The sequence below is a fragment of the Ruegeria sp. Ofav3-42 genome, from assembly GCF_022347725.1.
Taxonomy (GTDB): Bacteria; Pseudomonadota; Alphaproteobacteria; order Rhodobacterales; family Rhodobacteraceae; genus Ruegeria.
This window is the reverse complement of the sequence record NZ_JAKRGB010000003.1, coordinates 400,904-413,906: the sequence shown is the minus strand read 5'-3', so window position 1 is coordinate 413,906 and position 13,003 is coordinate 400,904. Positions and strand designations below refer to the sequence as shown.

Here is a 13,003-nt window from a genome sequence, read left to right as displayed (position 1 = left end):
CCCGGCGTTTCAAAGGGGATAGACATGGTGCAGGCAGTTGCATTGCCGCGAAACTTAGTTGGGATTGAGGCAGCTGTCGGTATCCTGAAGCGGAAATTCGGCGACCGGCTGCAAACCGGACAGGCGATCCGCGAACAGCACGGCCATACAACCACCTGGATCGAAAATCAGTCCCCGGATGCCGTGGTTTTTCCGCGTTCGACGGAGGAGGTGTCGGAGATCGTCAAAACCTGCGCGACCCACAAAGTGCCGGTGATCGCCTTTGGCACTGGCACGTCGCTGGAGGGCCATGTGAACGCGCCTTCTGGTGGGGTCTCGGTCGATTTGTCACAAATGAACAATGTACTGGCCGTTCATCCCGGTGATCTGGATTGTGTGGTGCAGCCCGGTGTGACGCGAGAAGAACTGAACACCCATTTGCGCGACCAGGGCTTGTTCTTCCCAATTGATCCCGGGGCAAATGCCTCATTGGGGGGAATGGCGGCGACGCGTGCGTCCGGCACGAATGCGGTGCGCTATGGCACGATGAAGGACAATATTCTCAGCCTCGAAGCCGTCATGCCGGATGGGCAGATCATCCGCACCGGGCACCGGGCCAAGAAATCCTCGGCCGGGTATGACCTGACCCGCTTGCTGATCGGCGCGGAAGGAACGCTGGGCATCATCACCGAACTTACACTGCGCCTGCAGGGCATCCCCGAGGCGATCACCTCGGCCCGCTGCTCGTTCCCCACGGTCGATGCGGCGTGTCAGGCGGTCATGCTGACCATTCAGTATGGTGTTCCGGTGGCCCGGATCGAGCTGCTGGACGAGATGTCGGTCAAGGCCGCCAATGCCTACTCTGGTCTGAGTTTGCCCGAAACACCACTGCTGCTGCTCGAGTTCCACGGCTCGGAAAGCAGTGCGGTCGAGCAGGCCGAAACCTTCGGCCAGATCGCGGAAGAGTTTGGCGGCTCCGATTTTGCGGCAACCTCAACGACCGAAGAGCGCAGCAAGCTCTGGCAGGCTCGGCACGACATGTATTGGGCTTGTCTTCAGCTGCGTCCGGGCGCGCGGGGGATTTCCACCGACGTATGCGTTCCGATTTCCAGACTGGCCGAATGCGTCACGGCAACACAGGACAAGGCGAAGGAGCTTGGGTTGATGGCGCCCATGGTCGGACATGTTGGCGACGGGAACTTCCATACTCTGCTACTGATCGACATGGAGAATGCCGACGAAGTGGAAAAGGCAGAAGACTTTGTCGGATGGCTGAACGATCTGGCTATTTCGATGGAGGGCACCTGCACGGGCGAGCATGGAATCGGACAGGGCAAACGACCCTATCTGATCAAAGAGCTTGGCCCAGCGGTTGCGTATATGGAGGCCATCAAAAAGGCGCTGGACCCTGATAACATCATGAACCCCGGAAAGATTCTGCCGACACCGTAACGCCTCGGAATTTCGTCTCCAAGCCACAAGAGTGCCCAAATTAATCACTATCAATTGCACGTATGAGCAGTGATTGATTTCGGGGATTGAAATGGACGCTTTAAGGTTCCTTGGCTTTGGGCTGATTGTAGTTCTGGTCGTTGCTGGACTGGATTACTATCAGCAGGACAAAAAGTCGGAAGGCACACTTTCGTTCAATGAGTATGTCGAAACGATCTCTGAACGATTCGACCGGAGCCAACAGAAGCGAGAGGCAAAAAAGGCTGATCGCGAGCGTGAGAAGCTGTGGGATGCGGGGGCTAAAAGCTATTTGCCCAAGCCACCGACCGGGTGGGCGCAACATGCCATGACCGAAGCTGATAACAGCGCGGTTTCCACGGCTCTTACCGAGTTTGGCCTGACACCGCTTATCAGTTCCATCAGTGGTCCGGCTGAGTTGGTCGCGCTCAATAGCGCTGGGAAAGAAGGCGCGATTCGTAAACTGGATGAGACCGGCGCGGTGTATTCCAACGATTCGGAGGTTATTTGGCTTGATATCTCGCTCAAGCCAAAGTCCGCTCGCAATACAATGGCCGGGCTGGCTTTGAGCGCTCAGAGCGCATTCCTTGGAGGCATGAAAGTTGAGGAAGGCTATGCCGTGATCGACGGTGTGGCATTCATGGAAACCACTGGAAATCTGCTGGATAACGACGAAAGGCCCAGGTACCGCGCGTTCACAGGTCGCATCGGTTTTGATCAGGAGGTCGTCATTCGCCTTCACACAGATGCCAAAGACGCGACGATCCGCGACTTTCTGGGCCGGGTGGATTACGCGGGCCTGAACCAGCTGTTGCCTCTGCCTGCCCTGGTTGTCGGCAAGGGGATCAATGTTCCCCTGGAACAACAGTCAGAGATCGCGGACGAAATGCACAAGCTCTATGAAGCGATGCAAAATGCGCAACTCAAACTGGGGCAGGAAAAGTTCAAAAATCTGGATGCTGCCTCTGTGATGGTTAACACTTTGGCCAGTTCTGGGTTCAACACCGAGGGTGTGGTGGACATTACGAATGGTAAAGTCTTCGAAAACCAGGAATTGTCGCAGCTGGCTTACATTCGCACGCAGGATCTGTTGCTGGAATCTGCCCTTAGCAAGGTCGAACCCCAGGTGGCCAGTGAAGGTGGCGACGGCGGGTTTTTTCAGAATCTGATGAACATGGCATTTAAGGCCAAAGCCGGGACAGATGCATCCCAGCAGAAGGCTTCATCGCAAGAGGTGAAGGTACGCAAGGGCGGTTTGGGTACTTCATCCTGCGCAACGCTGGGAAGCAGTAAACGGTGTTCGGTGGGCAGCAACTGACAACTCAGATAGCAAAAAGGACGATCTGCGCCATGCGCGGGTCGTTTTTTTTATATCACTGGTCGGATGAATGTCGCGCCGGGTGCCGCAAATGCGCCATATGGTGTCAACTGAATTCAAGGGGAGACGCCCGGTTATGAAAACCCAAGTCAAAGCACTGGTTGTTGGCGGCGGCGCCGTCGGGACCTCGATTGCCTATCATCTGGCCAAGGCAGGCTGGGACGATGTGATGCTGATCGAGCGGGACGAGCTGACATCGGGCTCGACCTGGCATGCGGCGGGCCTGTTGCCGCTGTTCAACATGTCCTATGCGACGACCCACATCCACAAATACTCCGTCGATTTCTACAAAACGCTTGAGGAAGAAACTGGTCTGAACGCGGGTTTCGCCGTGGTCGGCAACCTGCGTATGGCGCAGACGCAAGAGCGTATGGACGAGTACATGCTTTATGCGTCCACAGCCGAAACCTGTGACGTTGCATATGAGTGGCTAACGCCTGAGCAGATCAAGGAGCGCTGGCCGCTGATCGAGACCTCTGACCTGAAGGGTGCGATTTATCACACCGAAGACGGCTACATTAACCCTGCCGACGTGACTCAGGCGATGGCCAAAGGGGCCCGTCAGCGCGGTGTCGATATTGTTCGCAAAATGCAGGCCGATGCCTTCCACTGGAATGGCACACACTGGGAAGTCACCTGTACCAAGATGGTCGAGAAGGGCGGCAACCTCGTTCCTTCAGATGAGCAGGTGGTAATCACTGCCGAGCATGTCGTGACCGCATCGGGCAACCACGCGCAGCGGACAGCCAAGATGCTGGGCATCAAAATGCCCGCGATCCCGGTCGAGCATACCTTCATCGTAATGGACAAAGACCCTGAGCTGGTCAAATGGCGTGAGGCTGGTAACCCCGAACACCCTGTTGTCCGTGACGCCGACAATGAATCTTACGCCCGCGAAGAACGCGGTGGCTGGATTCTGGGTATCTATGAACACGGCGCGCCCGCACAGTTCGAACATGGCGTGCCAGACAGCTTCCGCGCCGACCTGTTCCCATTGGATCTCGACCGGATTGCGGATCAGTACATGGCAATGGCCGAACGTGTGCCGTCTTGCGCTGAATCCGGCCTGAAAGACGATTTCAACGGCCCGATCTGCTACACCCCTGACGGCAACCCGCTGGTTGGCCCCGCTCCGGGTCTGCGCAACATGTGGCTGGCCGAAGGTTTCTCGTTCGGTATCACCGCCGCAGGCGGCACCGGCTACTATCTGGCGCAGATGATGGTCGACGGCGAAGCCGAGATCGACATGGCCTCGCTGGACCCCAAACGTTACTCGTCCAACTGGATGACCACCGAGTTCGCAGCGCGCAAGAACGAAGAGTGCTATGAGCACGTCTACATTCTGCACCACCCGGATGAAGAGCGTGAGGCATGCCGCCCGCTGCGGACGGTTCCGGCCTACGACCGCCAGAAAGCACGCGGCGCGCAATTCGGTTGGGTCAATGGCTGGGAACGTCCGAACTATTTCGGCCCGCTGGACGCGCCGGACAACTTCGACAGGGAAAGCCGTTCGTTCCGTCGTGGTGGCTGGTGGCAATACGCCGTCGAAGAAGCCAAAGCGATCCGCGAAGGCGTTGGCCTGATCGACGCCTCGGCCTTCACCAAGCATGTCGTCAAAGGCCCCGGTGCGACTCAGTTTCTGGATTGGTTCACCTGCAACAAGCTGCCCAAGGTCGGTCGCATCAACCTGACCTACGCGCTGACCTCGCACGGCACCACCCGCACCGAGTACACCATCGTCCGCAACGGCGAAAACAACTACTACATCGTCTCTGCCGGTGCCTGGACCGAGTACGACGCCGACTACCTGCGTAAGGCGGCCGAGGACAAGATGGAGGAGTTCGGCTATATCGAGATCCAGGACGTGACCACCCAGTGGGGCGTCTTCGCCATCGCCGGACCCAAGTCGCGTGACGTTCTGAAAGAAGTCATCAAGGACGCTGATCCGGAAACTGCACTGTCCAACAAGCGCTTCCCGTGGCTGTCGGCGCGCCAGATCGAACTGGGCATGTGCCCGGTCAACGCGATCCGCGTGGCCTATACCGGTGAGCTGGGTTGGGAATTGCACCACCCGATCGAGATGCAGAACTACCTGTTCGACCTGCTGGAGCAAGCTGGTGAGAAGCACGGTATGAAGCTGGTCGGTGCCCGCGCCCAGAACTGGCTGCGTCAGGAGAAATCCTATCGTGCATTTGGTACCGAACTGGGCCGCGACGCGACACCGCTTGAGGCCGACCTGCCGCGCTTTGTCGACCTGTCGAAAGACTTCTACGGCAAGGCCAAGCTGGAAGAGACCGGCGTGCGTGTGAAGTGCTGCACTCTGCTGATCGACGGACCGGACGATGCCGACCCGTGGGGCCGCGAGGCGCTGTACACGCCTGAAGGCGAGCGGGTTGGTCGTCTGACCTCGGGCGGCTATTCGGTGGCCTTCGAGAAATCCATCGGCATGGGGTATGTGAAGCCCGAGCAGGCGGTCGAAGGCACCAAGCTGCAAGTTAAAATTCAGGACAAGCTGTGGGACGCGGTCGTCACCTGTGACAGTCCGTATGATCCGAAAAACGAAACCATCCGCAAGGACGGCTAATTGACCAAAGGCCCCGGTAACATCCGGGGCCTTTTTCTATTGGTTACGCAGAGAGTTCGTCGAAACATTCCAGCGCTTTGGCTGCGTACATCATCGACGGACCTCCGCCCATTTGAATGGCCATGGCCAGAACATCCGAGACCTCTTCCCGACTCGCCCCGGCTTTGATCAAGGCTTCGGTGTGCAGCGTGATGCAGGGCTCGCACCGGGCGGCAATGGACATACCCAAGGCGACCAACTCTTTTGTTTTGTAGTCCAGCACGCCGCCTTCCTTGACGGACTTCCCAAGCGCACCAAAGGCGCGGGCGGTGTCTGGGATAGCCGAATTGAGATTTCTCAGGTTTTTGCGTGTGTCCGAGAGCTTTTCTTGCCAACTCATAAGTAAGGGTCCTTATACATATCACACATTGAATATGTAAGCGGCTCCTATCACACCTTGATTTCGATCAGGTCCTTGGCTTTTCCGAGACAAAAGCAAGATTGTTGGCGGGCATCTCGACAATCTCAACCAAGGTCAGATTGCATTGACGCAGCAATCCCCGGATTTCGCCGTCGTCTTTGTATCCGATCTCAGGGTATTGTTGTGTCAGCGCCGCGTGGAAGTTCTGGTCGCCCTCGCTGGTCAATTGGCCTGCGCGCATGAATGGCCCGTATAGTACAAGGCGGCCCCCAGGATTCAGGGACAGAGCGGCTTCGGTTACCAGAGTCTTAACCTCTGGCCAGCTGATCAAATGCAGCAGGTTGACCAAGACGATCAGGTCCTGCGCGCCGTGGCGTGAATGCCAACCCGGATCGGTCGCATTCAGTTCAATTGCAGGGGCTATGTTTTCGAAACCGTCCGCGTACGCGTCGATCGAAATGCGCCGTTGGGGTTCGACTTCGCTGGGTTGCCAGTTCAGCCCGCGCAGGCGCTGCGCAAAGGCGGCAACGTGTTGGCCTGTGCCGCTGGCCAATTCCAGTGCGCGACCTGTTGGCGGGGCGAACCGCGCCAACAGATCGCAAAGGGCTTCGGCGTTTCGGCTGGCTGCCGGTGCCACCATTTTTTCCCCATCGGACGCAGTTGCGACGCTGGCATTCGGGGGAAGCTTGCGTGGAGTCATGCGCGTAACCTTTCCGGTTTGAGGGCCGAAACACTGGCTTCATCCAACTCTGACCGATGTCCAGTCGTCAAATCCGCCACAAGTTTCGATGCGGCAGGCGCAGTTTGAAAGCCGTAACCGCCCTGAGCGGCCGACCAGATAAACGTGGGCTCAGCCGGGTCGGGGCCCAGAACCAGTGTCCCGTCTGGTGCAAAGCTGCGCAAACCGGCCCAGTTTGCCTCGACCCTTGTCACGGGTTCGGTCACCATCGCCTCGTACCGTGCCAGCCCTTCGGCCAACACCATATCGTCAGCATAGGCGTCATGGGGAAAACTCGGGTCGGCCTCACAGGGCGAAACAATCAGCTTTCCGGCATCGGGTTTGGCATACCAGCCTTCACCGGCACCCAGCATCATAGGCCAACGCGTTACGTCATGTCCGCCAGGGGCAGGAATGCGCGCCATCGAGCGGCGACGCGGTTCAATGCCGATCGGTGCGACACCTGCCATTGTTGCGACTTCGTCCACCCACGCGCCAGCAGCGTTCACCACGTTTCGGGCTTCGAAAACTTCGCGGGTTTCTACAATCCAATGCCCGGACTTTGTGACGCTTTGCACCTTTTGGCGGGTCAAAACCAGGCCGCCGTTGGCCCGGATCATGCGCACAAAATCCTGCATCATCCGGTCCGTGTCGATGTCAAAGGCCGAGTAGCTTGTGGCCACTTGGCCAACTGTCTGAGGGTTCAATATCGGAACCCGCGCAACGGCCTCGACCACCGAAATCCCCCGAAGCCCAAGATCTGCCGCATCCTGCGAAAACTGGTCTTCTTGATCGTGCCCGGCGATCAACATCAAGCCACGCGGTGACAGATAACCGTTCGAGGTAAGGTACGCCTCGCTGGCCGTGTTCAGAGCAACCACGGACGGCGGGCCATAACCTTTTTCGAACATGGCCGCAGACCGGCCGGAGGTATGATACCCCAGCGCGTCTTCCGCCTCGAGAACGACGACTTGACCATGTTCGGACAACCGCGCGCCCGCGCTTAGGCCGGCTATGCCTCCACCAATGATTAGGAAGTCTATCATGTCCGAAACTCCGAGGGAGGACTCTCCCGAATACCCTGCTGATTTACTTTTACGTGGCTCGTGCGCGAACACTTGCACGCGAAACACAGTTCGAAAAGAGGTGTAATTTCCGTAATGTAAACTTGATCCAAAGCTATCAGCCTGTTTTTAGTGCAGCCAACATCGGAATCGGAGAAAAACGTGACACCGGCAGAGTTACATCCAATGGCCACGGGGCATATCCCGTCTTACGTCACGCAGGCAGATGGCAGTGACTTCCTGCTGACCTTCATGTTTGTGTTTACCGTCCTTGTGATCGTGCTGATTGGTGTTGGCTATTTCACCCTGCATTCAATTCCGGAAAAAATTGCGCATGAATCCAATCATCCCCAGTTTCAGCTTGTGGGTATTTTGGCTCTGTTGGCGTTGTTTACTCACAATGGGTTGTTCTGGGTGGCTGCCATTCTAGTCGCTGGGTTCCAGTTTCCGGATGTTGCTGCACCCTTGCGCGCCATAGCGGATGCGATCCGATCGCTGGGCAATCAACGCGGCGATGAACCGTTGCCTGCCGAACCGACGCAAACCACCGCGCAGCGGGAGCAGTAAACGATGCTAGAGACACTGATGTGCGCGCTGGTAACGGTGCTGCCCGATTACCTGTTCCGTCGCTTCGTGCAAGGCAAACGCATCGGGCACGAGATCACTCTGTTCACCATGTGGTACGAATTGCGCTGGGGTTTGACCACCTGTGCCATTCTCGCGCTGACCGTGATCACCACGCTGTTCTATTTCCACCCGGCCAGCAAAACGGCGGCGTCCTACTTTCGTACCGTGACGATCCTGCCGCAATTGGGGGGGCGCGTCTCTGAGGTCTATGTGACGAACAACCAACAAGTCGTTGCCGGACAGCCCATTTTCCGGATCGAAGATTTCACCCAAACCGCGCAGGTCGAGTCCGCGCATGCGCAAATTGCGCAGGTTCAGGCCTCGTTGAAGGTGGCCGAGACCGACCTGGCCGAAGCCGAGGCCGGCATTGCAGGCGCGCGTGCCGCTCTGGACCAGTCGCTTGAGGATCTGGAGCGTAACACCACCCTACGGGACGAAGGCTCCAGCGCCGTGCGGCTGGCCGAGATCGACCGGCTGGAAAACCTCGTCGCCGAGCGCGAAGCGCAGCTGACCGCATCGCAATCCCGACGCGCCGCTGTCGTGCAACAAATCGAGGAATTGATCCCCGCGCAACTGGCCAGCGCAAATGCCCAATTGGACGCAGCGCTGACAGAGCTGGACAAAACTGTGGTCAGCGCGGGCGTGACGGGCCGGGTCGAACAGTTCGGCCTGCAGGTCGGCGATTACGTCAGCCCTTTGTTGCGACCGGCAGGCATCCTGGTCCCGTCCGCCTCGGGGCACGACAGGTTTCAGGCTGCGTTCAACCAGATGTCGGCGCAAGTCATCAAGCCCGGCATGATCGGAGAGCTGGGCTGCATGACCAAACCGTTCACCGTGATTCCGGTGGTCGTGGTCGAAATTCAGGACGTTATCCCTTCCGGGCAGATCCGCCCCTCGGATGAGCTGCGCGACGTGCAGGCCAACAACAATCCCGGGTCGATTCTGGTGTATCTGGAACCTTTGTACAAAGGCATGGCGGACGACATTCCCCCAGGCAGCAACTGTCTGGCGAACGTCTATACCGACAACCATGAAAAGCTGGAGCACGAGGACCTTGGTTTCTGGGAGGCTGCTTTCTTGCATGTGGTCGACACGATCGGCGTCGTCCACGCGGCGGGCCTGCGCCTGCGCCTGATCCTGATGCCGGTGAATACGCTGGTTCTGACGGGGCACTGACCAGTTGGACAGTTGGATGTATCGATCCGGTTTGCGCATCGCACCTAATGGGATGTGCGACCGGGCTGGTCATCTGGGGCAAGCGAGACAAAGGAATAGGCCAGAACGCAGGCGGCAAACGCTGCGACAAAGCAGAAGACCGTCGTGAACGAACCGGTTATGGCAAAAACCGAACTACCCAAAGCCATGCCGACGGTTCCGCCCAACAGCTGAAACGTCATCGAGATGCCGCTTGCCTGCCCGTGCAGGGTTTTCGGCACGGTTGACATAATAGCACGCCTTGGGGGGACAAACAGAAACGGCACGCAGCATCCCCAAAGGAAGTACCCGCTATAGATCAACATGGCGATGTCCAGGTGCATCCCTAACGCGACCAAAAGAATGGCGATCGTACCCAGCGTTGTACCAGTCAGTGATGGTCCGCGCGTGCCGAATTTATCCGCAACTTTTCCCGCCATCGGGGCTACGAAAATTTGCGGAAAGGCGATCGGTAACAGGGCGACGCCAGCGATCAGCGGTGAAAACCCGAGCTGGGATTGAAAATACGATGCACCGAAGACGAACAGGGCAATCTTGCCGAACTGCGCAGTAAACAGGATCATGTTCGAGGCCGCAAAGCCCGGGTTGGCAAAAAGAGATATGGCAATCAGGGGCGATCCCACTCTCCGCTCAGTGCGGACAAATAACACCAGCAAAGCAAGGCCTGCAGATAGTGCCATCAGAACCTCGGGTTGTGCCCAGCCCCGATCCGGACCTTCCATGATACCGAAAACAAGGGCCGCCAGCCCGGCCACCAGCAGTACCAGGCCTTTCGTGTCAAACCTGCTCTCTTTTTGATGCGGCGGATCCTGCCAGAAAACCCAGGCGACCAAGGCGACCACCAGAACGATTGGGGGATTGACCCAGAATATCCAGCGCCAGGACAGGTACTCGGTCAACAAGCCCCCAACCAGCGGACCCATCGACAGGAAAACGGTCCCGATCCCGCCATAAAGGCCAAGTGCCAGACCTCGTTCCTTTTCGTCAAAGGACTGGATCAGAACGACTAGCGACAGTGGGAAAATCAGGGCCGCCCCGATGCCCTGAACAGCTCGGGCCGAAAGCAGCGCAAAGCCGCTTTCGGCAAATCCACCCAAAGCGGATGACAGGCCGAATATTATCAAGCCAGCGCTGAGCAACAGGCGTATACCCAGAATATCGCCCAGCCGACCCGCCGCACCGGCAAAGCAGGCCAATACCAGCAGATAGATGTTCACAACCCAATGTGCATCCAGCCGCGACAGACCAAGCTCAGCACGGATGGTTGGCAGGGCGACGCTGACGACCGTTTCGTCCAGCAGAATAACACCCAGAATGGCCCCCATCGCACCGAGTATCCACCAGCGGCTGCGATCGTGCGCGTTGGTCTCCATAGGCTTTTTCGTTTCGTGTTGAGGTGGGTAAGCCATTGGCCCATCAGGTCCCGCACACCTGCGCTCGTCAAGGCTCCATCCAGTATTCATTGAGCTGGGTGGTCACCTGAAACAAAAAAGGGCCGGACAAATGGCCAGCCCTTCGGTGCGTTGTGAAGTGGTTTATTGCGGAATTTCGCCTTCCAGCCCTTCGATATAGAAGTTCATACCCGCCAGAGTGCCGTCATCTGCGGTCTCACCTTCCGCCAGCCAGTCGCTCCCGTCCTGTTTTTTCAGCGGACCGGTGAAGGGGTGGTATTCACCTGCGGCCATTGCGGCTTTCATTGCGAGTGCTTCTTCCTTGACGTCGGCCGGTACAGCGTCCGTGATCTCGCCGATCTCAACCATGCCTTCCTTGATGCCGTCCCATGTGTTCACGGTTTCCCACGAACCATCCATTACGGCCTGGGTCCGCGCGATGTAGTAAGGCGCCCAGTTGTCGATGATCGAAGATACGCGCGGGTGCGGAGCGTATTCGCTCATATCCGAAGCCTGACCAAAGGTGATGACGTTGCCCGCCTCCTGCGCGGCCGCCTGCGGAGCGGTCGAGTCGGTGTGCTGCAGGATCACGTCTGCACCCTGTTCGATCAGAACGGTGGCGGCGTCAGCCTCTTTTGCAGGGTCGAACCAGGTGTAGGCCCAGACGATCTTGAACTCGACGTCAGGGTTCACTTTCTTGGCGTGGATATAGGCCGAGTTGATGCCACGGATCACTTCGGGGATCGGGTACGACCCGATGTAGCCGATGATGTTCGACTCGGTCATTTTCCCGGCGATGTGACCCTGCACGGCGCGACCTTCGTAGAAGCGGGCCGAATAGACGGACACGTTCGGTGCAGTCTTGTACCCTGTGGCGTGCTCGAACTTCACGTTCGGGAACTTCTTGGCCACGTTGATGGTCGGGTCCATGTAGCCGAACGAGGTGGTAAAGATCAAATCCGCGCCTTCCAGCGCCATCTGGGTCATCACGCGTTCTGCGTCCGGGCCTTCGGGTACGGATTCAACAAACACGGTCTCGACCTTGTCTCCGAATTCTTCCTCTACCGCCAGACGGCCCTTGTTGTGTTCATAGGTCCAGCCGCCATCGCCCACCGGGCCGACATAGACGAACCCGACCTTGGTCTTGTCTTCGGCCATGGCGCCCGTGGCCAGACCCAGCGCCATGGCGGCACTTGTCAGAAGTGTAGTGAATTTCATGTTGTTACTCCCCAAGTTGGTTCAGTTGGCCCCGTCTAATGCGAGGCATGGAAGGTCCGGCCCAGTGCGGCAGGTGCGCTGCTCTTGTCGGCCGAAAGGATCACAAGCACAAGGATCGTGATGATATAGGGCGACATTGCCAGATACTCGACAGGAATGGCAACGCCCGCTGCCTGCAGATTAAGCTGCAACACCGTGATTCCGCCAAACAAATACGCACCCAGCAATGCGCGCCATGGCTTCCAGCTGGCGAACACCACCAGCGCCAGCGCGATCCAGCCGACACCGGCGGTCATGCCCTCGGTCCACTGCGGCACGCGGATCAGGCTGATGTAGGCGCCACCCAGACCGGCGCAGGCACCACCAAACAGAATCGCCATTATGCGGATCTTGATGACCTTGTAGCCAAGCGCGTGCGCCGCGTCGTGGTTTTCACCCACCGCGCGCAGGATCAGACCAACGCGGGTGTATTTCAGCGTGGCCCAGACCGCTGCGGTCAGGGCGATCCCGACATACAGGATCGGGTCATGCTGGAACAGGATCGGGCCAATCACCGGGATGTCGCTGATCACCGGGATATGGATATCACCCATGCTGGGCGGTTTGATCCCCACATAACTTTGGCCCAGAAGGGCGCTGAAGCCGAGGCCGAACAATGTCAACGCAAGGCCACTGGCCACTTGGTTCGCCAGCGCAACCTGTGTCAGCAACACGAACAACAGTGATAGCACTGCACCACCGATGGCCGCAGCAATAAAGCCCAGCCAAGGAGACCCGGTCTCGACCGAGATCGCAAAGCCGCTGATCGCACCGACGATCATCATACCTTCGACGCCAAGGTTCAGAACGCCTGCCTTTTCGACGACCAGTTCTCCGATCGCGGCCAGCAGCAGGGGGGTTGCGGCCACCATCAGCGAGGCCAGTAAGAGTACGGGATTGATTTCACCAAGGTCCATGGG

Annotated in this window: 11 protein-coding genes; 5 read left to right on the top strand and 6 right to left on the bottom strand. The window is 58.2% G+C overall.

The window, feature by feature from the left end; translation table 11 throughout:
• Positions 1 to 24: 24 nt before the first annotated feature.
• The 3 genes from MHN28_RS07395 (at position 25) to MHN28_RS07385 (ending at position 5,411) form a co-directional block, all read left to right on the top strand.
• Complete coding sequence (locus MHN28_RS07395; RefSeq protein ID WP_239337565.1) at positions 25 to 1,431, top strand: FAD-binding oxidoreductase; 1,407 nt, start codon at positions 25 to 27, stop codon at positions 1,429 to 1,431.
• 91 nt (positions 1,432 to 1,522) lie between these two features.
• A complete protein-coding gene (locus MHN28_RS07390) occupies positions 1,523 to 2,767 on the top strand; it encodes a hypothetical protein (protein ID WP_239337563.1) in 1,245 nt (414 codons plus the stop codon).
• Positions 2,768 to 2,903: 136 nt separating this feature from the next.
• A complete protein-coding gene (locus MHN28_RS07385; RefSeq protein ID WP_239337561.1) occupies positions 2,904 to 5,411 on the top strand; it encodes an FAD-dependent oxidoreductase in 2,508 nt (835 codons plus the stop codon).
• Positions 5,412 to 5,454: 43 nt separating this feature from the next.
• On the opposite strand, the gene MHN28_RS07380 is transcribed toward MHN28_RS07385, so the two are convergent.
• The 3 genes from MHN28_RS07380 to MHN28_RS07370 form a co-directional block, all read right to left on the bottom strand.
• Positions 5,455 to 5,790: a carboxymuconolactone decarboxylase family protein gene (locus MHN28_RS07380; protein WP_239337559.1), complete on the bottom strand. Its 336-nt coding sequence runs from the start codon at positions 5,788 to 5,790 to the stop codon at positions 5,455 to 5,457.
• Positions 5,791 to 5,857: 67 nt separating this feature from the next.
• Complete coding sequence (locus tag MHN28_RS07375; protein ID WP_239337558.1) at positions 5,858 to 6,511, bottom strand: DUF938 domain-containing protein; 654 nt, start codon at positions 6,509 to 6,511, stop codon at positions 5,858 to 5,860.
• On the bottom strand, positions 6,508 to 7,575 hold the full coding sequence (locus tag MHN28_RS07370) for an FAD-binding oxidoreductase (protein ID WP_239337557.1): 1,068 nt from the start codon (positions 7,573 to 7,575) through the stop codon (positions 6,508 to 6,510). Before MHN28_RS07370 ends, MHN28_RS07375 begins: the two co-directional genes overlap by 4 nt.
• A 180-nt stretch (positions 7,576 to 7,755) precedes the next feature.
• On the opposite strand from MHN28_RS07370, the gene MHN28_RS07365 reads away from it, so the two are divergent.
• Positions 7,756 to 8,160 (top strand): hypothetical protein, encoded by a 405-nt coding sequence (locus MHN28_RS07365; protein ID WP_370645669.1) that lies wholly within the window; start codon positions 7,756 to 7,758, stop codon positions 8,158 to 8,160.
• Positions 8,161 to 8,163: 3 nt separating this feature from the next.
• Positions 8,164 to 9,396 (top strand): HlyD family secretion protein, encoded by a 1,233-nt coding sequence (locus MHN28_RS07360; RefSeq protein ID WP_239337556.1) that lies wholly within the window; start codon positions 8,164 to 8,166, stop codon positions 9,394 to 9,396.
• Positions 9,397 to 9,440: 44 nt separating this feature from the next.
• Here MHN28_RS07360 and MHN28_RS07355 read toward each other — a convergent pair whose 3' ends face one another.
• The 3 genes from MHN28_RS07355 to MHN28_RS07345 all read right to left on the bottom strand — a co-directional run bounded on the left by MHN28_RS07355 (position 9,441) and on the right by MHN28_RS07345 (position 13,000).
• Positions 9,441 to 10,808: an MFS transporter gene (locus tag MHN28_RS07355; RefSeq protein WP_239337555.1), complete on the bottom strand. Its 1,368-nt coding sequence runs from the start codon at positions 10,806 to 10,808 to the stop codon at positions 9,441 to 9,443.
• Positions 10,809 to 10,970: 162 nt separating this feature from the next.
• Positions 10,971 to 12,044 carry a BMP family ABC transporter substrate-binding protein gene (locus MHN28_RS07350; protein WP_239337537.1) on the bottom strand — a complete coding sequence of 358 codons (1,074 nt, stop codon included), beginning with the start codon at positions 12,042 to 12,044 and terminating at the stop codon, positions 10,971 to 10,973.
• A gap of 35 nt (positions 12,045 to 12,079) precedes the next feature.
• Positions 12,080 to 13,000 (bottom strand): ABC transporter permease, encoded by a 921-nt coding sequence (locus MHN28_RS07345; protein WP_239337535.1) that lies wholly within the window; start codon positions 12,998 to 13,000, stop codon positions 12,080 to 12,082.
• Between the last annotated feature and the right edge of the window lie 3 nt (positions 13,001 to 13,003).